The 23,190-nt window shown below is 73.3% G+C and carries 25 protein-coding genes; 16 read left to right on the forward strand and 9 right to left on the reverse strand.

What is annotated here, in order from left to right:
* Window positions 1–107 precede the first annotated feature (107 nt).
* On the reverse strand, window positions 108–896 hold the full coding sequence (locus tag TEK04_RS10370; protein WP_336404265.1) for a tyrosine-type recombinase/integrase: 789 nt from the start codon (window positions 894–896) through the stop codon (window positions 108–110).
* 302 nt (window positions 897–1,198) lie between these two features.
* Between TEK04_RS10370 and TEK04_RS21360 the strand changes: the two genes are divergently transcribed.
* Window positions 1,199–1,426, forward strand: a complete 228-nt coding sequence (locus TEK04_RS21360) for a helix-turn-helix domain-containing protein (protein ID WP_432277331.1) — start codon at window positions 1,199–1,201, stop codon at window positions 1,424–1,426.
* A 678-nt stretch (window positions 1,427–2,104) separates the two neighbouring features.
* Here TEK04_RS21360 and TEK04_RS10375 read toward each other — a convergent pair.
* Window positions 2,105–2,305, reverse strand: a complete 201-nt coding sequence (locus TEK04_RS10375; protein ID WP_253014146.1) for a three-helix bundle dimerization domain-containing protein — start codon at window positions 2,303–2,305, stop codon at window positions 2,105–2,107.
* A 131-nt stretch (window positions 2,306–2,436) separates the two neighbouring features.
* Here TEK04_RS10375 and TEK04_RS10380 point away from each other — a divergent pair, with 131 nt between their 5' ends.
* A complete protein-coding gene (locus TEK04_RS10380; RefSeq protein ID WP_336404266.1) occupies window positions 2,437–2,805 on the forward strand; it encodes an STAS domain-containing protein in 369 nt (122 codons plus the stop codon).
* 136 nt (window positions 2,806–2,941) lie between these two features.
* On the opposite strand, the gene TEK04_RS10385 is transcribed toward TEK04_RS10380, so the two are convergent.
* Window positions 2,942–3,445, reverse strand: coding sequence for an inorganic phosphate transporter (locus TEK04_RS10385; RefSeq protein ID WP_336404433.1), 504 nt, complete (start codon window positions 3,443–3,445; stop codon window positions 2,942–2,944).
* Here TEK04_RS10385 and TEK04_RS10390 point away from each other — a divergent pair.
* The 5 genes from TEK04_RS10390 (at window position 3,425) to TEK04_RS10410 (ending at window position 8,302) form a co-directional block, all read left to right on the forward strand.
* Window positions 3,425–4,963 (forward strand): ABC transporter permease subunit, encoded by a 1,539-nt coding sequence (locus TEK04_RS10390; protein WP_336404267.1) that lies wholly within the window; start codon window positions 3,425–3,427, stop codon window positions 4,961–4,963. The genes TEK04_RS10385 and TEK04_RS10390 overlap by 21 nt on opposite strands.
* Window positions 4,960–6,063: an ABC transporter ATP-binding protein gene (locus tag TEK04_RS10395; protein WP_336404268.1), complete on the forward strand. Its 1,104-nt coding sequence runs from the start codon at window positions 4,960–4,962 to the stop codon at window positions 6,061–6,063. Before TEK04_RS10390 ends, TEK04_RS10395 begins: the two co-directional genes overlap by 4 nt.
* Window positions 6,060–6,482, forward strand: a complete 423-nt coding sequence (locus TEK04_RS10400) for a PaaI family thioesterase (protein ID WP_336404269.1) — start codon at window positions 6,060–6,062, stop codon at window positions 6,480–6,482. Before TEK04_RS10395 ends, TEK04_RS10400 begins: the two co-directional genes overlap by 4 nt.
* A 41-nt stretch (window positions 6,483–6,523) precedes the next feature.
* On the forward strand, window positions 6,524–7,765 hold the full coding sequence (locus tag TEK04_RS10405; RefSeq protein ID WP_336404270.1) for an APC family permease: 1,242 nt from the start codon (window positions 6,524–6,526) through the stop codon (window positions 7,763–7,765).
* A 126-nt stretch (window positions 7,766–7,891) separates the two neighbouring features.
* A complete protein-coding gene (locus TEK04_RS10410) occupies window positions 7,892–8,302 on the forward strand; it encodes a PaaI family thioesterase (protein ID WP_336404271.1) in 411 nt (136 codons plus the stop codon).
* Between the two features lie 179 nt (window positions 8,303–8,481).
* Here TEK04_RS10410 and TEK04_RS10415 read toward each other — a convergent pair whose 3' ends face one another.
* Window positions 8,482–9,069 (reverse strand): PepSY domain-containing protein, encoded by a 588-nt coding sequence (locus tag TEK04_RS10415; protein WP_336404272.1) that lies wholly within the window; start codon window positions 9,067–9,069, stop codon window positions 8,482–8,484.
* A 141-nt stretch (window positions 9,070–9,210) separates the two neighbouring features.
* Between TEK04_RS10415 and TEK04_RS10420 the strand changes: the two genes are divergently transcribed.
* The gene (locus tag TEK04_RS10420; RefSeq protein WP_336404273.1) at window positions 9,211–10,629 is read left to right on the forward strand and encodes a sensor histidine kinase; all 1,419 of its coding nucleotides are present in this window, start codon (window positions 9,211–9,213) and stop codon (window positions 10,627–10,629) included.
* Here the strand turns inward: TEK04_RS10420 and TEK04_RS10425 are convergent.
* Together TEK04_RS10425 and TEK04_RS10430 are read right to left on the reverse strand one after the other, a co-directional pair.
* A complete protein-coding gene (locus TEK04_RS10425; RefSeq protein WP_336404274.1) occupies window positions 10,602–11,279 on the reverse strand; it encodes a response regulator transcription factor in 678 nt (225 codons plus the stop codon). The two genes, TEK04_RS10420 and TEK04_RS10425, sit on opposite strands and share 28 nt — an antisense overlap.
* A 31-nt stretch (window positions 11,280–11,310) precedes the next feature.
* A complete protein-coding gene (locus TEK04_RS10430) occupies window positions 11,311–12,108 on the reverse strand; it encodes a COG4705 family protein (RefSeq protein WP_336404275.1) in 798 nt (265 codons plus the stop codon).
* An 80-nt stretch (window positions 12,109–12,188) separates the two neighbouring features.
* Here TEK04_RS10430 and TEK04_RS10435 point away from each other — a divergent pair, with 80 nt between their 5' ends.
* The 5 genes from TEK04_RS10435 (at window position 12,189) to TEK04_RS10455 (ending at window position 17,662) form a co-directional block, all read left to right on the forward strand.
* Window positions 12,189–12,881 carry a response regulator transcription factor gene (locus tag TEK04_RS10435; protein ID WP_336404276.1) on the forward strand — a complete coding sequence of 231 codons (693 nt, stop codon included), beginning with the start codon at window positions 12,189–12,191 and terminating at the stop codon, window positions 12,879–12,881.
* Window positions 12,878–14,215 (forward strand): sensor histidine kinase, encoded by a 1,338-nt coding sequence (locus TEK04_RS10440; RefSeq protein ID WP_336404277.1) that lies wholly within the window; start codon window positions 12,878–12,880, stop codon window positions 14,213–14,215. The genes TEK04_RS10435 and TEK04_RS10440 overlap by 4 nt, the downstream gene beginning before the upstream one ends.
* 60 nt (window positions 14,216–14,275) lie before the next feature.
* The gene (locus tag TEK04_RS10445; RefSeq protein WP_336404278.1) at window positions 14,276–14,884 is read left to right on the forward strand and encodes a DedA family protein; all 609 of its coding nucleotides are present in this window, start codon (window positions 14,276–14,278) and stop codon (window positions 14,882–14,884) included.
* 99 nt (window positions 14,885–14,983) lie between these two features.
* Window positions 14,984–16,846 (forward strand): ArnT family glycosyltransferase, encoded by a 1,863-nt coding sequence (locus TEK04_RS10450; RefSeq protein ID WP_336404279.1) that lies wholly within the window; start codon window positions 14,984–14,986, stop codon window positions 16,844–16,846.
* A gap of 624 nt (window positions 16,847–17,470) precedes the next feature.
* Window positions 17,471–17,662 carry a hypothetical protein gene (locus tag TEK04_RS10455; protein WP_336404280.1) on the forward strand — a complete coding sequence of 64 codons (192 nt, stop codon included), beginning with the start codon at window positions 17,471–17,473 and terminating at the stop codon, window positions 17,660–17,662.
* 60 nt (window positions 17,663–17,722) lie between these two features.
* On the opposite strand, the gene TEK04_RS10460 is transcribed toward TEK04_RS10455, so the two are convergent.
* From TEK04_RS10460 to TEK04_RS10470, 3 genes are all read right to left on the reverse strand, one after another.
* Complete coding sequence (locus TEK04_RS10460; RefSeq protein WP_336404281.1) at window positions 17,723–18,001, reverse strand: hypothetical protein; 279 nt, start codon at window positions 17,999–18,001, stop codon at window positions 17,723–17,725.
* Window positions 18,002–18,104: 103 nt separating this feature from the next.
* The gene (locus tag TEK04_RS10465; RefSeq protein WP_336404282.1) at window positions 18,105–19,457 is read right to left on the reverse strand and encodes a sensor histidine kinase; all 1,353 of its coding nucleotides are present in this window, start codon (window positions 19,455–19,457) and stop codon (window positions 18,105–18,107) included.
* Complete coding sequence (locus TEK04_RS10470) at window positions 19,454–20,149, reverse strand: response regulator transcription factor (RefSeq protein ID WP_336404283.1); 696 nt, start codon at window positions 20,147–20,149, stop codon at window positions 19,454–19,456. Before TEK04_RS10470 ends, TEK04_RS10465 begins: the two co-directional genes overlap by 4 nt.
* A 150-nt stretch (window positions 20,150–20,299) precedes the next feature.
* Here TEK04_RS10470 and TEK04_RS10475 point away from each other — a divergent pair, with 150 nt between their 5' ends.
* Genes TEK04_RS10475 through TEK04_RS10485 form a run of 3 tightly spaced genes read left to right on the forward strand, consistent with a single transcriptional unit; the run spans window position 20,300 to window position 23,105 of the window.
* Window positions 20,300–21,481 (forward strand): MGDG synthase family glycosyltransferase, encoded by a 1,182-nt coding sequence (locus TEK04_RS10475; RefSeq protein WP_336404284.1) that lies wholly within the window; start codon window positions 20,300–20,302, stop codon window positions 21,479–21,481.
* Entirely contained in the window at window positions 21,478–22,194 is a 717-nt protein-coding gene (locus TEK04_RS10480) for a polysaccharide deacetylase family protein (protein ID WP_336404285.1), read from the forward strand. The genes TEK04_RS10475 and TEK04_RS10480 overlap by 4 nt, the downstream gene beginning before the upstream one ends.
* A complete protein-coding gene (locus TEK04_RS10485) occupies window positions 22,191–23,105 on the forward strand; it encodes a DMT family transporter (protein WP_336404286.1) in 915 nt (304 codons plus the stop codon). The genes TEK04_RS10480 and TEK04_RS10485 overlap by 4 nt, the downstream gene beginning before the upstream one ends.
* The last annotated feature ends 85 nt before the right edge of the window (window positions 23,106–23,190 follow it).

A 23,190-nucleotide genomic window follows, 5' to 3' on the forward strand; every position in this document is an offset into this window, starting at 1 on the left:
CTACCACCGCCGACGAAGGCAAGCCGGCCTGGGTCGGTTGACCCCCATCGAGTTCGAGTCCATCATCACCACACCGGCTACACAAGCCGCGTGACCCCGACTGTCACCTATCCGTGCAGCAGTCCCTTCGTCCTGACCAACCCCACGCTGCGACGGACCGCCACACGCATGACGTCAAGGTCGACGTCCCTCCACCGGAGCGCGAGCGCTTCACCGCGACGCATGCCGGTGAAACCAAGCACCCGCCATGCCATCGCCGCCTCCGGGTCGAACGACTCGCTCCACGCCAGAAACCGCGCCAGCTCGGCAGCCGTCCACGCGAGCATCTCCGGTGGCCGAGCTTGCGAGGGTGTAGGCGGGCTGCACCGGTCTGTCGGGTTGACGGCCAGGTGACCGTGCTTGACGGCGTCGCCGAGGGCGGACCGGAGAATGGTGAAGATGTAACGGACCGTCCGTGCGGACAGCCCGCCTTTGCCGTCTGCCCGGCCGGACGATTCGAGCCTCCGCATCCAGGCGTCGATCGACATCGCAGTCAAGCGGTCGAGCGGAGTCCGGCCGATGTGCTTGTCGACGTGGAGTCGGATGTTCTTCTCGTAGCTCGACTTCGTCGAAGGCGCCAACCGCTGAGCACCAATCCACTCGTCCAGGTATGCAGTGAGCGTCTCTTTCGACAGGTCGACCCACTCACCGGTCTCGACCTTCCGCACCTCGGTCCGCAGAGCGGCGGCAGCCTCGCGACGGGTGGTGAATCCTCGCTTCAGCACCACCTTGGTCGAGCCGTCCGGTCGCATGGCGTTGTACTTGATGAGGAACTTGGTGCCAGCCGACGTCTGGTACTCGCTGATCCCACCCTCACCTGCTTGCCGCCGCTTCGTCCTCGCCACGGTGCTCCTCACCCACTTTTCCTTGTCCCGACATGCCGTCGACCGCCAAGGACTCATGCAATGCCCTTGACCTCGACAGCAGGGGCGGAAGCCGCAAACTGGGGACGGCGCGGGCTATCCACAGGAAGAGGTGGCGGCCGGCGCGGGCGCGTGACAGAAACCGGCCAACCCTTCAGCCTCAGCACGGCGTGCGCCGGGGCAGCCGTCATCGCAAGGCCTTCGGCGGCACCTGAACAAGCAACCAACTCGCTTGCCTCAAAGCACTCGGATCGAGGCGGCGACTGGACGGCCCAGGTGAGAGGACGGCCATGCCGATGGACCTAAATGACTTGGTGCGTAGCAGCTCAGCAGTAGTGACCGTTGCCGAAGCCGCAGATCTCCTGGGGGTGGACGTCCGCACGGTCTCGCGAGCGATGAACAACGGCGACCTACCCGCCCTCCGAGTCGGACGTCGCTTGCTTATTCCGCGATTGCCGCTCATGGCATATCTCGGGGTCGAAACTGACGGGCCGGCCGGATCAGGAAGCGCTATCGCCTCATGATCGGCGCTGAGTGAGGGCAACCGGTCCCTGACCTCTTGACCCCCAGCTAGACGCGGGGTGGACGCCACCGTCCGGCCAGGTGCAGTTTCCGAAGGTCAGATGGCTGCGGCGTCCGCCGGCGTCTGCCGCCGCACGCTGCTGTCCGAACCGCCGCGTTGCTGTACCGGTTGCTGTAGTGGATGCCGCGGAGCTACCAGCTGGATGCCTGCCGGCGTTCGCCGGGCACTTAATCCGTCGATTCAATATTCAAGTACTTATTGCGCATGATCGTGGTTGGAAACCGGGCGGTGAGCTGCATGTTCAGCGCCGCGAACCAAAGTCCTCATTCCGCCACAACACTTCTCAACCGCTGAATTCTCGGTGCGCAGGGGCGCTTCCGGAACAGATCAGGATGCCGCGCCGTGTCGCACTGACCGCCGAGCCGCGTCACGCCGGATGCGTGGGGCTCACCACCGAGCCAGCCGTTTGCCCGTCCTTCGACGAGCTGGTCGTCGTCGAGTGGCTCGACGTCGTGGAGTCGGAATCGGGCCAGTTCATCCATCGCTCGGCGCGGTGTCCCGCCTGTCCTGATGCGATGAGGAGCCACGACCGTCCGACCGACACCCACACGGGCCCGGAATGACCCCAGTGCCCAGGGACCCGGGAATGCCTGGGGCAACCGAAGGACGGCGCCCGAGATCAGTGGTCCGACGGGGCGGTCGAACCCCGCCGGAGGCGCTCGACGGCTGCTCGCTCGAGCAGGACCGGGACGAAGTCCTGGATGGGCCGCTCCGCCAGACGCTGGCCCTCGGCGTCGACGATCGCCTCGATGTGCTGGATGGCGATGTCGGGGAACCGCAGGCTGAGCCTGCGGCTCAGGTCCTCGGTCTCGGCGTCCATGAACATGGAGTGTGCACCAGATGACCACCGCAGCGACCTGTTGGCCCGCTCGCTCGTCGGAGGGGTGACCCCGGAGCTGCGGCTGCGAGACCCGGGTGGCGGGCAGCACCCGGGCCGCACATGATCACGGCGTGAGTCGCGACGGAGGCCACGGCGGGGACGAGCCCGGTCTGGAGCACCTTGACCACGGCAGCATCGGTGTGGACGGGGCCGTGCTCACCTTGGGCGGTGAGGTCGACAGCCTGGTCGTGGGGGCATGGGCTCGACAGCACCCCACCATGCCGACCGCGGTGCGGGTCGTGGACGTCGCGGGCGTCAGCTTCTTCGGCAGCGCGGCGCTCGCCTACCTGGTTCGCCTCGCACGCGCCGCTTCGCCTGCCCGGCTGCAGCTGCACTCCCCAGGTCGTGTCGTTCGCCGACCATTGGAGATCACCGGGACCATCGGGATGTTCGACGTCATCGAGGCCCCGGGTCCGACCACCCCACCACCCGGCAGCTGACCCGTCCGCCGGGCACCTGAGGTGCGACGCACCGAGGCGGACGCCCCCTTCCCGGGGTGATCAGTCGGCCCTCGACGGCCGGCACGACCTCCATGGAGTTGTCCAGTCGAACGGAGGACGGACCAGGGCCGGCGGATCAGAGCGGTTGCCGGCTCCGGTCCCGGGCGTCCCCGTTCCGCTGCACCTCAGCACTCGCCGGCACCCGACGCGCGTCGATCACCGACCCGGCGCCCGTACGGAGCGGCACCTGCATCTCCTCGCCCTCCTCGGGTTGCACGTCGGCCGCCTTGGGCGCGGACCGCAGCGCGAGAACCAGCCCAGCGGTCAGGACGACGAGCACCACGGTCATGACGACGGCAGACAGCGGGTGCGGCAGCGCCGTGGTGAGGAAGAACGAGACCGCCGCGACCAGTGCTGCGGCTGGCATGGTGACCACCCAGGCAATGGTGAGCCGGCCGAAGACTCGCCAGTGCACGACCGCCCCGCGGTTGGTCGCCCCGACTCCGGTGATGGCGCCGGCCACGGTGTGGGTGGTCGACACCGGAGCGCCGAGAGCGGTGGATCCGAAGATGGCCACCGCAGCGGCGGTCTCGGCTGCGAAGCCGCTGACCGGCCGCAGGTGGGTGATGTTCGAGCCCATGGTGCGCACGAAGAGTCCTGGTCGACGGCGTCGGTCACCGCGATCACCGGCGGCGCCTACGGCCGGGCGTACCTGGGCAGTCTGCAGCTGTCGGCGATCACCGCAGTCCTGGGTGCGGTCCTGGGGCTCGCCCTCGCCGTCGCCGTCCTGCAGGCGCGCCGCGGGCAGCTGCTGCGCCGGCTCGTGTTGACCGCCTCGGGGGTGCTGGCCAACTTCGGCGGCATCCCGCTGGCCTTCGCGTTCATCGCCACCATCGGCAACGCCGGGGTCGTCACCGCGCTGCTGGGGCGCGTCGGCCTCGACGGGTTCAGCCTGTACTCGATGACCGGCCTGGCGCTGGTCTACCTGTACTTCCTCGTCCCCCTGATGGTGCTCATCATCGTGCCGGCGCTGGAGGGGCTGCGGCCGCAGTGGCGGGAGGCCTCCGACGTCCTGGGCGGCAGCGCCTGGCAGTACTGGCGCCGGGTCGGCGGCCCGGTGCTGGCCCCGCCGGTCATCGGCGCCACGATGCTGCTGTTCGCCTCCTCGTTCGCCGCCTACGCCACCGCGCGCCCTGGTCGGTTCCAGCATCCCGCTGGTGCCGCTGCAGATCGCCGACGCGCTGAGCTCCAACGTGCTGGTCGGGTCGGAGAACGTCGGGAAGGCCCTCGCGCTGGGCATGGTGGTGCTGGTCGGCCTGGTGCTGGTCTTCTACACCTGGGTGCAGCGGCGCACGCAGCGGTGGCTGCGGTGACCGCGACCCTGCCGACCACGCCGTCGGCGGAGATGGTCGCCGCGGCGGCGCCGCGGCGGCGCGGTGGTGGGTGGCGGTGGGCGGTGCTCGCCGTCCTGGGGCTGTACTTCCTGGTGCCGATCGCGGCGTCGGTGTGGTTCAGCATCCGCAGCAACGGCGAGCTGACGGCCCGGTTCTACACCGGGGTGCCCACCGCACCGGGCTTCGCCGAGGCGTTCGGCCGCTCGCTGCTGCTCGCCGCGCTGACCGTCGTCCTGTCCCTGCTGCTGATGATGCTGCCGTCGATCGCGCTGGTCGTCGGGGTGCGCAGCGTGCTGGCGTGGGCGCCGGACTACTTCTACGGCACCCCGCTGGCCGAGGCGTTCTTCGCCCTCCAGGAACCCGCGCTGCCCTGGATCCTCGTGCTGGTCTACGTGGTGCTGGCGATGCCGTTCGTGTACCGGGTCCTGGACGCCGGGATCCGGTCGGTCGACCTGCGCACCCTCACCGAGGCCGCCCGCAACCTCGGCGCCTCCTGGCCGCGGGTGCTGCTCGGCGTCGTCCTGCCGGTGCTGCGGACCGCGGTGCTCAACGCCGCGTTCCTGACCGTGGCCCTGGTGCTCGGGGAGTTCACCATCGCCTCGATCCTCGGCTTCCAGACGTTCCCCACCTGGATCGTCGAGATCTCCGGCTCCCAGCCGCAGCTGTCGGTCTCGGTCTCGGTGCTGTCCCTGCTGGTCACCTGGGGGCTGCTGCTGCTCATCTCCACCCTGGACCGCCGCCGGGCGGGGAAGGACACCCCATGACCGCCACCACCGACCACCCGGCCACCCCACCGGCCGCGGCGGACCCCGGCGACCGCGGCGGGGTCGGTGTCCGGCTGTCGGGGTTGACCCGTCGCTACGGTGACGTCCTGGCCCTCGACGGGCTGGACCTCGACATCGCCGGCGGGGAGTTCCTGGCCCTGCTCGGGCCCTCCGGGTGCGGGAAGACCACTGCCCTGCGGTCCATCGCGGGCTTCGAGCGGCCGGACGCCGGGCAGGTGCTCATCGGCGGCCGGGACGTCACCGGCACCCCACCGGCCAAGCGGGGCACGGGCATGGTGTTCCAGGCCTACAGCCTGTTCCCCAACCTCACCGCGGCGGAGAACGTCGCCTACGGCCTGCAGGTGCGCCGTCGTCCCGCGAAGGAGCGGCAGGCGCGGGCGGCCGAGCTGCTCGAGCTCGTCGGCCTCGCCGACCGGGGCGGCCGCTACCCCCACCAGCTCTCCGGCGGTCAGCAGCAGCGGGTCGCACTGGCCCGCGCCCTGGCCGTGGCGCCGCAGGTCCTGCTGCTCGACGAGCCGCTGTCCGCCCTGGACGCCCAGGTGCGGGTGCAGCTGCGCGAGGAGATCCGCCGGATCCAGCTGGAGCTGGGCACCACGACCGTCTTCGTCACCCACGACCAGGCCGAGGCGCTCTCGGTCGCCGACCGGGTCGCCGTGCTGCGGGCCGGCCGGCTGGAGCAGGTCGCCACCCCCGACGAGCTGTACTCCCGGCCCACCACCTCCTTCGTCGCCCGGTTCGTCGGCACCACCTCGGTCGTGCCGGCCACGGTCCGTGCCGACGGCGCGGTCGACCTGCTCGGCACCACCCGACCCGTGGAGGGACCGGTGCCACCCGGTGACGTGGTCGCACTGCTGCGCCCCGAGCAGGTCCTCGTCCGCGCCGACGACCACGGCACCGGCCGCGTCGTGACCCGCACCTTCTCCGGCGGCACCACCCGGATCACCGCCGTCCTGCCCGACGGCACCGAGGTGGCCGCGGACCTGGTCAGCACCGAGTCCACCCACCTCCTGCCCGGTACCGCCGTCGACGTCTCCCCCAGTGACCGGCCGGTCCTGCTCGTCGCGGCGGCCGACCTGTGACCGCCCCGCAGACCACGGCGGCGTTGGACCGCGCCCACCTGGCGCTGTCCGTGCCGCTCGTCGCCGCCTTGGGGCTGCAGCTGCTTGACCCGGCCCACCCCGAAGCCGGCGTGCGGCTGCCCGTGTCGGGGCTGACCGGGAACGGGGCGGGCAGCGCGCACGCCTCCGCACTCGTCGGCGCCCTCGAGCTGGCCGCCTACCTCGCGCTGGCACCGTCCCTGACCGCCGACGAGCACGCCGTCCCCTCCGTGGTGTCGCTGCAGCTGGTCGCGGCGGCCCCGGCCGGGATGTGGGTGGAGGCGACGGCGGACCTGGACCGCCGCGACCCACGGACCGCCGCCCTGTCCGCCGTGGCCCGCCTCGGCGACGACGTCGTCGCCCGGGCCCAGATCACCATGTCCGTGGTGCCCTGGTCCTGACCGCCGACGCCGGGAGCGGGTCGACGGTCCACCATCTCCTCGTGACCGCGGGAGCCGGAGGGCTGAGGCGGCTGTTGACCACCCGGGACGCCGTCGCGATCGGGCTGGGCTCGATGCTGGGTGCCGGGGTGTTCGCCGTCTGGGCACCGGCGGCCGCCGTCGCCGGGTGGTGGCTGCTGGCCGGGCTCGCGGTCGCCGCCGTCGTCGCCTGGTGCAACGCGACCAGCACCGCAGCGCTGGCGGTGCACCTCCCGGTCTCCGGCGGGGCCTACGCCTTCGGCCGCGACCGGCTCGGGCCGTGGCCGGGGTTCCTGGCCGGCTGGGCGTTCGTGGTCGGCAAGACCGCGTCGTGCGCGGCGATGGTCCTGACCGCGGGCGCCTACCTGTGGCCCGGCGACGCCCGGCCGGTCGCCCTCGGGGCGGTCCTGGTGCTGGTCGCGGTGGATGCTGCCGGGATCACCCGCACCGCCCGCGTGACCCGGGTGCTGCTGGCCCTCACCCTGACGGCGTTGGCGGTCGTCGCGGTGTCCGCCCTGCCGGCGGGCACGGCCCCGGGCACCGTGGCTGTCGGGCGTCCCGGTGGGGTGCTCACCGCGGCCGGGCTGCTGTTCTTCGCCTTCGCCGGCTACGCCCGGATCGCCACCCTCGCCGAGGAGGTGCGCGACCCCGGCCGCACGATCCCGCGTGCGGTGTCCCTCGCCCTCGGTCTCGCCGTCGCGCTGTACGCCGTCGTCGGGGTGGTCCTGCTCGTGGTGCTGGGCCCGGCCGACCTGTCCCGGTCGGTGGCCCCGCTGGCCGACGCCGTCCGGGCGGGGCCGGTACCTGCGGTGGCCTGGGTCGCCACCGCCGGCGCGGTGACCGCGGCGTGCGGGGCGCTGCTGGGCCTGGTCGCCGGGGTCGCCCGCACGGCGCTGACCATGGCCCGGGAGGGCGACCTGCCCTCCTCCCTGGCCCGCGTCGATCCCCGCCGCGGGACACCGGTCGTCGCACAGGCGGCCCTGGCGCTGGTGGTCGCCGTCCTGGTGCTGGTCGGTGACCTGACCGCCGTCATCGGGGCCTCGTCCTTCGGCGTGCTCCTCTACTACGCCGTCGCGAACGCCGCGGCCTGGACCCTGCCCCGCGCGGGCCGCCCGGCCCGGTGGGTGCCGGGTCTCGGCCTCGCCGGCTGCCTGGTGCTCGCCGTCTCGCTGCCCGCGGCCTCGGTCCTGACCGGGCTGGTGGTCGTCGGTGCGGGACTCGTGGGCCGTGCGGTCCTCAGGTCTGGCCGCCACCATCGCCGGTGACCTGGGCGTGCGGACGACGGAGGAGCTGCGCACACTCGCCGGGGCGCCGCATCCCCGGGCTGGACCGCCGCCGGGCGAGGGAGGACACCCCGTGCTGCTCACCGACCTGACCGCTGCGGGTGACCTGTGACCTCCCCGGCCCGGGACCGCGCCCGGTTCGTGCTGGCCGTGCCGCTGACCGCAGCCCTGGGGGTGCAGCTGCTCGACCCCGCCCACCCCGAGGCCGGTGTGCGACTGCCCGTCTCGGGTCTGGCGGACAACGGGGCCGGTGGCGCGCACGCATCGGCGCTGTCGGCCGCCATGGAGGTCGCCGCCTACCTCGCCCTGGCCCCGTCCCTGGCCCCCGACGAGCACGCGGTGTCCCACGCCGTCGCCCTGCAGCTGGTGTCCGCGGCCCCGACCGGGGTCTGGGTCCACGCCCACGCGCTCCTGGACCGCCGGGGCCGGCGGACCGCGTTCCTGACCGCCGTCGCCCAGGTCGACGACGTCGTCGTCGCCCGGGCCCAGATCACCAAGACCGTGGTGCCCTGGGCCTGACCGCGCCCCCTCCCTGCTCGACGTCCCTGACGACGCCGGGCCCGGGACGACGCGTGCGGGGCCCGGCGCGCGCGCCGGGCCCTGCGTGGTGGCTCCCCCCGCCTGGACTCGAACCAGGGACTCGATCGCAGGACGGGCGCCGGAGCACCGATCCGGCGCCCGTCCTGGTCCGGTGCGGGTCAGTCCTGCGGGTCGCCGGCACCCTCGGGCTGGTCGGGGGCATCGGCCGGGTCGTTGGCCTGGCCCGCCTGCTGGGCGAGGACGCTGCCGGTCCCGGCGTCCACGGTGACCTCGGTGACGGTGCCGTCGGCGCCGTTGATCTCGACGCTGTAGACGACGTAGCCGTTCTCGGCGTCCAGATCGGTCTCGGTCACCGAGCCGGGGACCGCGGCGAGCGCGGCCTGCTCGGCCTGGGCCTGGGTGACCGTCGCGAGGGCCTGCAGGGCGGCCTGCTCGGCGCCGTCGCTGCCTGCGGCTTCCTGCCCGTCGGGCACCTCGGTGGCGGCCGGTGCAGGGACGGTGCCGGTGAAGGTCGGGTCCGCGGCGTCCTGCTTGCTGCCGGGGCCGCCGTCGGGGCCGTCGGCGGTCTCCCCGTCGGCCTGACCGCTGTCGGCCTGGTCGGCGGCGACCTGGTCGGAGGTGGCGGTGGTCGACGAGGCTGCGGTGTCGGGGCCGCTGGCTGCGGCGATAGAGGCACCACCACCGATGGCGAGTGCGGTGGCGATGCCGGCGGCGGCGAGCTTGGCCTTGGTCAGACGGAGCTTCACGGTTCCTCCTCGGTGTGGCAGAGCGGGTCCAGCTCTGTGCCATCACCATCCGTCGCGGGTGCTGAGACGCAGCTGTGGTCGCTGTGGATCTCCTCAGCTGACGGCCGCAGGACGAGGGGGCCACGCACCTAACCTGCCGTTGTGCAGACCACCCCAGCCCAGGTGATGGACGGGGACCTGCCGTCGGGCCGGGTGGGCATGCGCGCCCGGGCCACGGCCGCTGCCGTCGCCGTGGTGGCCGTCGCTCTGGCGTTGGCGGCCGCGGTCCTCGTCGTGCTGGTGGGCCGCACCGTGCAGGACACCGTGACGGCATCGGCGAGCACGCGGGTGCAGGAGGTGGCCGCCGACCTCCGGCTGAACGGTTCGGGGAGCCTGCAGATCAGCGGCTCCGAGGACGGTGCGATGGTGCAGGTCCTCCGCGGGGACACGGTGGTGGCCGCCAGCACCGACCTGGCCGGGGTGCCGGCCCTGACCGGTCTGACCCCCGGCCCCGGGCAGCAGGAGTCGGGGCAGGTGGACGGCGCCGTGGTCGGCGAGCCCGGCGACACCTTCCGCCTCGTCGTGCTCGGGGTACCCAGCAGCAGCGGGGCGGACCGGGTGGTCGCCGTGCAGTCGCTGGCCGTCGCGGAGAACGCGCAGGCCCTGGTGGCCCGGCTGGCCGCGGTGGGGGTGCCGGTGCTGCTGGTCGTCGTCGCGCTGGCCACCTGGTGGTCGGTGGGCCGGGCACTGCGGCCGGTGGAGGTCATCCGGGCCCGGACCGCTCGGATCGGGGCCGCGGACCTGTCCGCTCGTGTGCCCCAGCCGCGGACCCGGGACGAGATCGCCGCGCTGGCCACGACGATGAACGCGATGCTGGCACGCCTGGAGACGTCGGTGGCCCGGCAGCGTGCGTTCGTCTCCGACGCCGGCCACGAGCTGCGCAGCCCGATCGCGACCATCCGTACCCAGACCGAGGTCGCCCGCCGGGTCGGCCCACCCGATCCGATGCACGACCTCGTCCTGGGCGAGGTCGCGCGGTTGGAACGGTTGGTGAGCGACATGCTGACCCTGGCCAGTGCCGACGAGGGGCATCACCGGGTGGGCCGGCGGCAGGACGTCGACCTCGACGACCTCCTCGCTGCCGAGCGTTCCCGGCTGCGGGCGCGACCGGACCTCGTCGTGACCGGCGACCTGGCAGCCGCTCGCGCCTGGGGCGACCCGGCGGCCCTGGCCCGGGTGGTGCGCAACGCCGTGGACAACGCGGTCCGGCACAGCCGGGGCCGGCTGCACCTGACGAGCGGGCCAGCCGTCGACGGGCCGGCCTGCGGTGCGTGGCTGGCCGTCGAGGACGACGGACCCGGGGTGGCCGCAGCGGACCGCGAACGGGTGTTCGGCCGGTTCGTCCGGCTCGACGAGGCCCGGGCCCGCGGCGACGGGGGATCAGGGCTCGGGTTGGCCATCGTCCAGGAGATCGTGCTGGCGCACGGCGGGCACGTGGAGTTCACCGACCCGGGCGCGCTCCCCGGCGCTCGGCTGCTCGTCCGGCTGCCTGCTCATCCACCGGAGGCCTCGAACAGGTAGCCCACACCGCGGACGGTGCGGATGCTGGTCCGGCCGAAAGGCACGTCGATCTTGCGGCGCAGGTAGCCCACGTAGATCTCGACGTTGTTGACGTCCCCGTCGAAGGCGTCGTCCCAGACCTCCTGCAGGATCGTCAGCTTGCTCAGCGCCGTGTCCGGCCGCTCCATCAGGTAGGCGAGGAGCGCGAACTCGCGAGGGGTGAGCGCGATCTCGGTGGTGCCTCGGCTCACCCGGTGCCGGGTGGGGTCCAGGACGAGGTCCCCGGCACGCAGGACGGGGGACGGGCCGGTGCGGGCCCGCCGGGCCAGTGCCCGCAGGCGGGCGGTGAGCAGGAGGAAGGAGAAGGGTTTGGTGAGGTAGTCGTCCGCGCCCAGGTCGAAGGCGTCGGCCTGGTCGTACTCGCCGTCCTTCGCGCTGAGCATCATCACCGGGGTGGTGACCCCGGAGTCGCGCAGCTCCTCCAGCACCCGGTAGCCGTGCAGTCCCGGCAGCATGATGTCCAACACCACCACGTCGTAGCCGCCCTCCTGTGCGGCGTCCCGCCCGCTGATCCCGTCGTGGGCGAGATCGACGGAGTGACCCTCGGCACGCAGCCCCCGGGCGATGGCGTGGGCGAGGCCGACCTCGTCGTCGACCAGCAGCACCTTCACCACTCCGCCCGGGGGCCGTCGGCGGGTCGACTCAACGCAGCGCGTCCGCCTCGACCGGGGGCAGCTGGTCGCGCTTGCTGACCGCCAGGTAGGCCACGACGGCGACGATGGTGGCCAGGAACAGCACGCTGGTCAGCGTCGTCCCCAGGCCGAGGCCGCCGTCGATCTTGTCCTGGGAGAACCCGTCACCCAGCGAGGCGCCCAGCGGGCGGGTGAGGACGTAGGCGATCCAGAACGTCAGGACCGCGTTGGCCTTGAAGACCAGGTGGCTGGCCGCGACGGCACCGATGAGCGCGGCGAACAGCAGCGCCGAGAGCCAGTAGCCCGCACCCAGCCGCTCGGCCGTCAGGTCACCAGCGGCGGTGCCCAGGGCGAAGGTGAACAGGATCGCCAGCCAGTAGAAGGCCTCCCGGCGGCGGGTGACGATGGAGTGGATCGACAGCGTCCGCTCGGCGGCGTACCAGCCGGCGAAGGTGAGGCCCAGGGCGACGGCGAACACCGCGGTGGTCGCCTCCAGCGGCACGCCCAGGTTGTCCGTCAGGTTGTCGGTGATCAGCGTGCCCACGACGCTGATCAGCACCACGGTCGCCCAGTACAGCGGGGGGATGTAGCGGCGGGCGCGGAACTGGAGGCCGAGGACGACGAGGAAGCCCGCGCCGATGACCAGGGTGGTGTTGGTGAGGCCGAACCCGAGGGTGTCGTTGAGGTAGTCCGCGGCGGTCTCCCCGACCGTCGTGGCCAAGATCTTGATGACCCAGAACCAGATGGTGACCTCGGGGACCTTGTTCAGCAGCGCGCGCCCCGTCGAGGGGGCCAGGGGTGTGGTCATGGCGGCAGCGTCGGGGAACGCGTCTGCACACGACCTGAACGGTTCACCGGTCGTGCGCTCCGGTCACGCATGATGGCCCGGTGAGCGAACTGCAGCCGCGCGTGCTGGTCGTCGAAGACGACCACGGCCTGCGCGACGTGCTGGCCCGCGGGCTGCGCGAGAACGACTTCACCGTGGTCACCGCCCGGGACGGCGCGGGCGCGCTGGGTGCGGTGCGCGACGCAGACGGGGACACCGGGGACGGCTTCGACGCCGTCGTGCTGGACATCGGGCTGCCGGATTCCGACGGCCGCGACGTCTGCCAGGCGCTGCGCGCACAGGGGCTGACCGCGCCGGTCCTGTTCCTGACCGCGCGGGACCAGCTGCACGACGTGCTGTCCGGGTTCGCGGCCGGCGGAGACGACTACCTGGCCAAGCCCTTCCACCTCAGCGAGCTGCTGGCTCGCCTACGCGTTGCCCTGCGGCGCTCCGCTGCCGCACGCCCGGTGAGTGCGGGACTGACCCTGGACCCGACCACCCATGCCCTGGCCGGCCCGGCCGGGGCCCAGCGGCTGACCCCGACGGAGTTCCGGGTGCTGGCCGCCCTGATGGCCCGGCCGGGCGAAGTGGTCCGCCGGCGGGACCTGCTGGCCGCCGGCTGGCCCGACGGCGCCCAGGTCGCCGACAACACCCTCGACCAGTACGTCGCCCGGCTGCGTCGCAAGGTCGACGCCGCCGGCGACCCGGGCCGGTCGATCGGCACCGCGCACGGCGTCGGATACACGTTCACGTGAGGGCCCGGGCGGCGCGGACCAGCCTGCGCAGCCGGCTGTCCTGGTCGGCCACCGTGGTCGTGGCCCTGTGGGTGCTGCTGCTGGCGGTGGGCGCCAACGAGCTCCTCGCCCGGGTTCTGGCGGGCCAGGCCGACGACGTCCTGCAGGCCCGCGCCGAGGCGGTGGCCCAGACCGTCGACGTGGCCGCCGACGGCACGGTCACGGTGCTCGACGGCCGCGACGACCAGGCCCTGGACGTCGGGACCTGGATCATCGACGGCGCCGGCCGGATCGTGGAGACCCCGTCCGGCAGCACCGCCGCACTGGACCGCCAGGCCGTCGACCTCGCCGCGCAGGGCGCCAGGACCGTCGACCTCGGGGACGACCTACGACTGCGGGCCCTGCCGATCACCGACGGCGGACAGCAGGTGGCCGCTGTGGTCACCAGCACCTCCCTGTCGCCCTACCGGCAGGTCGAGCGGACTGCGCTGCTGGGCAGCGTCGGGGTCGCGCTGCTGCTGGTCGTCGTCGTGCACCTGGTCCTGCGCGCCAACGTCACCCGCGCGCTGCGCCCGGTGCAGGACATGACCACCCAGGCCGGCCGGTGGAGCGCCGACGACACCGACCTACGGTTCGGCGACGACCCGCGCCCGGCCGAGCTCGCCGAGCTGGCCGGCACCCTGGACCAGCTGCTGGACCGGCAAGCGTCCGTCCTCCGTCACGAACAGCGCTTCACCGAGGAGCTCTCCCACGAGCTGCGTACACCCCTGGCCCGGGTGCAGGCCGAGATCGACCTGTTGCGCGCTCAGCCGCGGGACGCGCGCGCACTGGCTGACGCCCACGCCGCCATCGACCGGTCCACCCGCGCGATGGCGTCGATCCTGGAGACGATGCTCAGCGCGGCGCGGAGCGCCGAGGCGGTGACCCCGGGCCGGACCCGGCTGGTCGACGCGCTGGTGGTCCTGGCCGACCCCGACGCCCAGGACGTGCGGGTTCCCGTCACCATCGTGGGCGATCCCGACCTCGTCGTCGGGGTGGACGCCGACGTCCTCGTCCGGGCCTTGTCCCCGGTGGTCGACAACGCCGTCCGCTTCGCCACCAGCCACGTGCGCATTCAGGCCGGAGCCAGCTCCGGGCACCTGGTCGTCACGGTGCTCGACGACGGCCCGGGGATGACCGAGCAGTCCGCCAACCGGGCCTTCGACCCCGGGTACCGCGGCGACCCGGACGACGGGCACACCGGCGCAGGACTGGGCCTGGCACTGACCCGGCGGCTGGTGCTGGCCGCCGGTGGGTCGGTGACGGCGGTGGCCGGCGACCACGGCCGCATCGAGATCGTCCTGCCGCGCGGGTGAGACCCGGAGCACCGGCCACGTTCAGGCGTTGTACAGGCTCGGTGTCCGACGGTGGTCGGCATGGGCGGCTTCCTGGATCCGACGAACCTCATCAACACCTTCGGCCTCATCGGCATCATGGCCATCCTGTTCGCCGAGACCGGTCTGCTGGTCGGGTTCTTCCTGCCGGGTGACTCCCTGCTCTTCACCGCCGGACTACTCGCCGCCGGCGGGCTGATCGCCCCGTTGTGGGTGCTGCTGGTCCTGCTCCCGCTGGCCGCCACAGCCGGGAACCTGGTCGGCTACTGGATCGGCCGCACCGCCGGTCCTGCTGTCTTCAACCGCCCCGACAGTCGCCTGTTCAAGGCCGAGTACGTGGCGCGGTCCCAGGCCTTCTTCGACCGCAACGGCGCCCGGACGATCCTGCTCGCCCGGTTCGTGCCCATCGTCCGCACCTTCGCCACCGTCATGGCCGGGGCATCCCGGATGGACCTGCGCCGCTACGCCATCTACTCCGTCATCGGTGGCATCGCCTGGGCCGCCGGCGTCACCCTGCTGGGCTTCTGGCTCGGGCAGGTCGCCGTCGTGCGCGACCACGTCGAGCTCTTCGTCCTCGGCATCGTCGCCCTGTCCCTGGTCCCCGTCGCCGTCGAGGCCCTCCGGGCCCGTCGCTCGCGCCCGACGGCCTGAGCAACAGCGCGCCAGCCCCCCGGCCGCCCGGCCCGACCGCCGGTCAGCACCACGACAGACGTTCAGGTCGTCGTCAGGTGCCCGGGGCGACGGTGAGCCATGACCACCGCCGCTCCCCCGGTCCCGGCCGGCACAGCTGCACCCCCGGCCGCGACGAGCACGGGCCCTGCAGAGCGCTGGTTCCTTCCCGCCCTGCTCGCTCTGCTGGTCGGCTCCGGCTTCCTGTACACCGTCGGAGCCGCCCGCTCGGGCTGGGCGAACGCCTACTACGCGGCCGCCACCCAGGCAGGCGCGCTGGACTGGCACGCCTACCTCTTCGGTTCCTTGGACCCCTCGGGCGGCATCACCATCGACAAGCCTCCGGCCGCGATCTGGCTGACCGCCCTGTCGGCCCGGGTGTTCGGGCTGTCACCGGATTCGGTGCTGTGGCCCCAGGCGGCCTGCGCAGTGGCCGCGATCGCGTTGCTGGTCGCCACCGTGCGCCGTCATGCCGGGGACGTGGCGGGTCTGGTCGCCGGGGCCGTGCTCGCCGTGACCCCGGTCGTGACGCTGCTCGCCCGCTACGACAACCCCGACGCACTGATGGTGCTGCTCCTGGTCGGGGCCGCCTACGCGGTCACCAGGGCCGTGGACCGCACGCAGGGCGGTGGCGTGTGGGTGGTCGCGGCCGGCGCACTGGTCGGCCTTGCCTTCCTGACCAAACTGGGCCAAGCCCTCCTCGTGGTCCCCGCCCTGGCGGTGACCGTCCTCGTCGCCGCACCCGGCCCACTCCGTCGACGCCTCGGCCGGCTGGCCGCCGGCGGTGCAGCGATGGTGGTGAGCGCAGGCTGGTGGGTCCTCCTGGTCGAAGCGACCCCGGCCGGTGAGCGGCCCTACATCGGCGGATCGAACGACAACAGCGTCGTGGGACTGGCGCTGGGGTACGACGGGCTGGCGCGGGTCACCGGCACCGCCGGGCACGTGGGCAACGCGCACTGGGGTCGGTTGTTCGGCAGCGGTGGGGACCAGGCCGGGTGGCTGCTGCCGGCGGCGCTCCTGCTCCTCGGCGTGACCCCGGTGCTGATCCGCCGGCTCCCACGCACGGACCCCGCCAGGGCCGGTCTGCTGCTGTGGGGCAGCTGGCTGGTCGTGGTCGGCCTCGTGCTCAGCGGCCTGCGGGGCATCTCGCACAGCTACTACAGCGTGCAGATCGCCCCGGCGATCGCGGCGCTCTGCGCGGTGGCCGGGACCAGGCTCTGGCACCTGCGCACCCAGAAGTCCTGGGCTGGGCCCGTGCTGGCGACGGTGGTGGGCCTGTCGGCCGTGTGGGCGACCGGGCTGCTCCTGCGCGGCCTCGCCTGGCCCGCGGCGGTCATCCCGGTGGTCCTCGCTGGTGCCGGGCTGGGTGGCATCCACCTCGTGCGGTCGACCTCCCCCGGATCCAGCCCGCTGTCCCGGACCGCCCGGGCATGCATGGTCGCCGGCGTACTGGTCAGCATGCTGGCCGGGCCCACCGCCTGGTCCGTCGCCACCGCTCTGGCCGTCCACCAGGGTTCTGGGCCGGTAGCCGGACCAGGGACGACCAGCTTCTCGGCCAATCCAGGCTTCCGCCCAGGCAGTCCGGTGCCGCTCGAGGTCACCGAGCTGGTCCACCGGGGTGCACCCGGTCACCGGTGGGCGGCAGGCGTTCCCGGACGCCGTGCCGCCGACCTGCAGCTGGCCACGGGAGACCCCGTCCTCGAACTCGGCGGCTACACCGGTCACGACCCCTCGCCCACCCTCGAGCAGTTCCAGCGGTGGGTGCTGGACGGGGACATCCGCTACCTCGTGGTCGCATCCGGCTCCACTCCTGCCTCACCCGGGAGCACTCTGAGCTCGATCGAGGACTGGGCGGGACAGCACTTCCCCGTCCACCACTACTCCGGGTGGGACGTCCTGGACCTGTCGGTCTCGCCGTCCGGCGCCTCCGGGAACCCAGGATGAGCGGCCGGGGGCGGTCGGGCATCGGGGTGCGGTGGGTGCGTCGAGCACTGCTGGGCAGGGGACCGCTCAAGCGCAGAGTCGACCACGTGGAGACCGGGTTGCGGCTCCTGGCGGTCGTCGCCGTCATCTCAGCGGTCGCCCTGGGCACCGTGCTCGGGGCGTACGTCGCTGCCCGGGCCAGCGGGGTGCAGCAGGTGCAGGACAGGGCCACCACGTTCGTCGCCGCCCACGTCGACACCCCGCCGACATGGGTGCCGACCGGTCTCCTCTCCCGCTCCCCCTACGCGCGCGCGACCTGGTCGGACCCGGCGCACCCCCACCAGCTCAGGCACGAGCTCGTCCCGGTCCCGCCAACAGCCCACGAAGGCGCAACCGTCCCACTACGGGTCTCGACGGTCACCGGCGGCCCCCCGTCGGACACCGGAGCGAGCCCCGCCGTTCTCGGTCTCGGCGCCGGGCTGGCCACGGGATTCCTTCTCCTCATCCCCGTCGGCGCCCTGTCCTGGGCCTCTCGGTCGTGGTTGGGACGCATCCGGGCTCGAGCCTGGGACACCGAGTGTGCCCGGGTCGGACCGGAGTGGCGTGCACACAGATGAGCACGACGCAGGCGGTGACAGCGCCCCGATGCAGGTACTCGAAGACCTCGTGATGACCTCGCTCGCCTTCCTCGCCGAGGTGGGAGGTGTCGTGGCCCTCGCGCTGGTGCTCGGACGGGCATGGCGGAACGACGTCCCACGAGAGTTGGGCCGCGGGGACCTGGGAGGTCGCGACCGCGGCGAGGACCCCGTCGACGACGTCCACGAGGGCCCTACCTGAGTCAGGCAGCACGGTGGGCTGGTACGCCGCGGCCGATCTCGTCGTCGTGCCGTTTGGTGCTCACTCCGGTGCGGGATGTCCGATCAAGCGCTGCACCCAGGCGTGCCCGCTCCCGACCAGATCGTCGGTGGTGCGCAGGACAGCGAGCGCCACGTCCGGGTTGGCCTGGGCCACCGGCCCGAGAACGGCCATCACCAGACGCCACCCCCAGTCGCCCGTGACCGGCGAGTCGACCAGGACGGCCGTACCGCCCGGCGCCGACGTGGAGATGGGCGCGGCCACGTGCAGGGCTGGAGGGGCCGGTGCGGGAGGCGCAACCTGGGCGAGTGCTGCGGACATGTGCCGATCCTCTTCCCCCGCAGGTCAGCGCCCGGCCAGCGCGACACCTCCGCAGGGAAAACCTTTTGACGACCAGCCGGGTCAGGAGCGCCCGAGTGGGCGCTCAGCTGCCCTCGACCCCCGGTTGCGGCGGCAGCAGGAGGGTGAACACGGGCGGCAGCGGGCTGGAAACGCGCAGCCGGCCACCCTCCGCTTCGGCGAGGGTCCGGGCCAGCGCCACGCCGATGCCGTGGCCGCCGTCGCGGTGGGCGCTGCGGATGAACAGGCGGTCGACCTCCAGCCGCGTCGTCCCTTCGTCGGCGACGTCCACGGCCAGCACACCGCCGGCATCGCGGACGGAGACCGTGACGGTACCGGCTCCGTGCACGGTGGCGTTGTCGACCAGCACACCCACGACCTGGCGCACGGCGGCAGCCGAGGCGGCCGTACCGGGCAGGTCGTCCTCCGCGTGCATCGCCAGGTCGCGGTCGTGCCGAGCGAGCAGAGGACTCCAGGTCGCCTGCACGTCCGCGATCAACTGCATCGGGTCCAGCGGGGTTCCGTGGGCGCCGGTGTCGCGGGCGAGCGCGAGAAGGTCGGTGATCGTGGCCTCCAGTCGGTCGGCCGAGGCCAGCGCGCTCTCGATCGCTCCCCGGTGCGCCTCCGGGGGCAGTTCAAGAGCGGTCTCCAAGGACAGCCGCAACCCGGTCAACGGGGTGCGCAGCTGGTGCGAGGCGTCAGCGGAGAAGGCTCGCTCCCGTGTCACGAGGGCACCCAGGCGACCGGCGGTCGTGTCCAGCGCCGACCCGGCGGCGTCGATCTCGACGATCCCGCTGCGGGCGGTCCGGGAGCTGAAATCGCCCTCGCCCAACTGCTGTGCCGCCACCGCGAGCGATTCCAACGGCTGAGCGAGTCGGGCGGCCTGACGGCGGGCCAACAACCAGGTGATGCCGACGGCGACCGCAGCCAGGGCCAGCATGCCCACCCACGTGGCCGCGATGCGCCACCGCGCAGCGCTGTAGTCGGTGGCCGCGCGCACGACCCCGCGGGTGGTGTCCCCGTCGACCACGGGGACGGCCACGACGAGCTGGCCGTCGATGTCGTTCGCCGTCGACACCCGCCCATCGCCCAGGGCGTCCGCCGAGGCCGGGTCGAGTTGCCGGGGTCCGTCGCCGGCCACCAGCTGCCCGTCTGTGCCGTAGAACGCGACGAGGACGGCGCTGTCGCTGCCTTGGCCATCGCCCAGGCCGGTGGGGGTGCGGCCGGCGGCGACGTCGAAGGCGACGGAGACGGCGTCGACGTCGGCGATCCGCTCGAGCTCGCTCTGCTCGTCGCCGAGGAAGGACTGCGCGACCCCGTAACCCAGCGGTATGCCGAACAAGGTGGTGGCCACGACCGCAGCCAGCACGGCCTGGGCGACGATGCGGCCGCGCATGCTGACCCAGCGGCGACGCCGGACCGGTCGTTCGTCGTTCACGGTCGGTCCAGCCGGTACCCGTGCCCCCGCAGCGTGCTGATCTGCGGCTGGGGCACCCCGCGTCCATCGGCGACGACCGCGAGCTTGCGCCGGAGCGCGGCCACGTGCACATCCAGGGTCTTGGTGGACCCGAACCAGTGCGCGTCCCAGACGTCCTCCATCAGGCTCTGGCGGCTGACCGCCGCACCCGGTTGCGCGCCCAGCCGGGCGAGCAGGTCGAACTCCTTCGTCCGCAGCACCACCTCGGCTCCCCCGACCGTGACGCGGCGGGCAGCGAGGTCGACGACCAGGTCGCCGACGACGACCGTGGCCTGCGCGGCCGGGATGGCCGAGCTGCGCCGCAGGTGTGCCCGCACCCGGGCCAGCAGTTCGCCGAACCGGAAGGGTTTGGTCAGGTAGTCATCGGCGCCGGCTTCCAGGCCGACGACGACGTCCATCTCCTCGGCACGTGCGGTCAGCACCACGATGACGCAGCCCGGTTGCACCGCTCGGATGCGACGGCAGACCTCGACGCCGTCCAGGTCAGGCAGGCCCAGGTCCAGCAGCACCAGGTCGAACGACCGTCCGGCGACGGCGTCCAGGGCACTACGGGCGGTGCGCTGCCAGGACACCGAGTGCCCGTGGGCCCGCAGCCCGGAACCGAGGGCGCCCCCGATCGTCTCGTCGTCCTCCACCACCAGCAGGTCCGCCATGCCGGTGACGGTAGGGCCCGTCCACGGGTCGGGCGGGGCCTCCGGTGGTCCTGGGACAGGGATTTGCCTGGCGCTCACCTTGGGCCCACCGACCGCTGGCCCAGACCGCAGCAGCATCGGCGGTGTTCCCGACCGATGGAGGAGAGCCCCGTGGCCAGCCCAGCAGCCCGCACCGTCCTGGACCGTCCCGCAACCCCGACCGACGGCGTCCTGCCCGGCTCGGGTGCCCGGGTGCTCGTGGTGACCGGCAGCGTGGGCGCCGGTCACGACGGCGCAGCCCACGAACTGGCCGCCCGGTTGACCGCGGCCGGTGCGCAGGTCGAGGTCCGGGACCTCCTGGACGCGTTGCGGCCGACGCTGGCCCGCGCGTTGCGCAGCGGGTACACCGGCGGGGTCGGGCGGGCACCCGTGCTGGTCGAGCTGCTGTACCGGCGGCTGGAGCACCGCGGTCTGCTGTGGGCCATCGAGCGCCGCATCTGCCGTTCCGCCGAGATCGCCATGCGGGGCTGGGTGGACGCGATCGACCCCGATGTCGTGGTCACCACCTATCCGCTGGCCGCCCAGACCCTCGGTGAGCTGCGCGCCGCCGGGGACATCACCGTCCCTGTGCTGACCTACCTGACCGACCCGGCTGTGCACGTCAGCTGGCTGCACCCGGCCGTCGATGCCCACCTCACCGTCACCGCAGCCACCGCCGCCCAGGGCCGCCGCGACTACGACCTGGGCTTCACCGTCGGCGGACCGCTGGTGCCCACTCGCTTTGGGCAGCCGATGGACCTCGCCGAACTGGTCGCCCTGCGCGCGGAGGTCGGCGTGCGCACCGACCGGCCCGTCGCCCTGCTGGTCGCCGGGTCCCTCGGTCTGGGCGACGTCGCCGGTGCCGCGCTCGACGTGGCCGCCGCCGGGTTCACACCGGTCGTGCTGTGCGGACGCAACGCGGCACTGCGCGACCGGCTGGACCGGCTGCCCGGCGTCGTCGCGCTCGGCTGGCGCACCGATGTGCACCGGCTGATGCAGGCCGTCGACGTCCTGGTGCACAACGCCGGGGGCCTGACCTGCACCGAGGCCCTGGTCGCGGGGCTGCCCACCGTGACCTACAAGCCCATCCCCGGGCATGGTCGGGCCAACGCTGCGGTGCTGCACGAGTCCGGGCTGGGCCGGTGGGCCAGCAACCCGGTCGACCTGCGCGCCGCCCTGCTCGAGCAGCTGGGCCGGGACCGAACCCCACCGGCCATGCCGGACCCCACCGACACCGTCCTGTCCTGGGTGCCCGCCGCCCGCAAGCTGGCTCGTCCGGCCGCCCGGGCTGCGGCACTGGCGGTGGCGGCGTGAGCGCCCCGACCATGACCACCGCAGTGGCCGGGGCCGCAGCCGGGTTGTGGCACGCCGCGCCGGCGCTGACCTCGATCGGTCCGCTGCGCCGCCCGTTCCCACGGCTGTCCGGGCAGGGGCGGCCCAGCGGTATCGAGCTGACCTTCGACGACGGTCCCGACCCGCTGGGCACCCCGGCCGTGCTCGCCGAGCTGGACCGGTTGGGGTGGACGGCGACGTTCTTCATGCTGGGCAGCCAGGTCCGCGCCCACCCCGACGTGGCCCGCTCGGTCGTCGCCGCCGGCCACGAGATCGCGGTGCACGGTGACCTGCACCGCGTCCACCTCCTCCGCACGGCAGCCCAGGTCCGCGCCGACCTCGCCCGAGCCCTGGGCGACATCCGCGCGCTCACCGGCACCGACCCGCGCTGGTTCCGCCCTCCCTACGGCGTGTTCACCTCCGGGTCGCTCACCGCGGCCCGCACCCTCGGGCTGAACCCCGTGCTGTGGACCGCGTGGGGCCGGGACTGGCAGAAGGCCAACCCCGGCTGGGTGCTCAACAACGTGATGTCCGGCCTGGCCGACGGCGGCACCCTGCTGCTGCACGACTCCGACTGCACCAGCACCCCCCGTTCGTGGCGGACGACCGCCCGGACGCTGTCGCTGCTGGCCGAGCGCCTCGACGAGCAGGGACTGCAGGTCCGGCCGCTGCGCGACCACCTGACCGCGGCATGACCGCGGCCCTGCTGGCACTGGCCTCGGCGTCGGCCTACGCGGTGTCCACGGTCATCGGCCACCGGGCCGCCACGTCTGCACTCTCGGGTGACGGTTCGTGGTGGTCCCGGGCCGGCCGGCTGCTGCGCCGTCCCGGGTTCGTGCTGGGCCAGGCCCTGGGTGCTCTCGGGCTCGTCCTGCACGCCGCCGCGTTGGCGGTGGGTCTGGTCGTGGTGGTGCAGCCGATCCTGTGCGTCGGGCTCGTGCTGGCCCTGGCACTCGGCGCGCTCGTCGACCGTCGCCACCCTGACCGTCCACTGCCGGGACGCGGGCAGTGGTGGTCCGCGGGAATGGTCGTCGCCGGTCTGGTCGTCTTCCTGACCAGTGCAGCCCCCACGGCCGGCAGCGGGGCTGCCGTCAGCTGGGCGCTGCCCGCCGCGGTCGGGGGCCTCGCTGCCGCATCGGCCGCCGTCGGCTTCGCTGTGCACCGCGGCCGTCTACGTCGCCCCGCGGCGGCGCTGGCGGCCTGCTCCGGGCTGGCGTTCGGGCTGACCGGGGTGCTGCTCAAGGCCGTGCTGGCGCTGCCGGTGACCGCGTGGCCGCTCGCGTGGGCGGTCTACGCCCTGGTCGGTGTCGGGCTTGCGGGCACGGCGCTCGCGCAGTGGTCCTACGCCGCCGGTCCACTGGTGCAGTCGCAGCCGGTGGCCTCGGCGCTGGAGCCGGTGGTCGCGGTCGCCCTGGCCGGACCGGTGTTCGCCGAAGGCCTGGCCGGGGGGCCGGTCGCGCACCTGGTGCAGCTGGCCGGCCTGGTGCTGCTCGTCGCCGGGGTCGTCGGGGTGGGACGGTGCGCCATTGCTCGTGATGCCCGCCGGGGCAGCAGCGACCCGGCCGGGGACGAGGACCGCGTGCCGGTGCTCGCCTCGTACGGATGAAGCGTTCAGGTCTTCGTCAGGATCCCCCCTCCACCATCACCGCGGCCCTCCGGCCCAGGCACCACCTCACGGGCTCGACGCCGAG

Source organism: Klenkia sesuvii, from assembly GCF_037083825.1.
In the GTDB taxonomy this organism is placed as follows: domain Bacteria; phylum Actinomycetota; class Actinomycetes; order Mycobacteriales; family Geodermatophilaceae; genus Klenkia; species Klenkia sesuvii.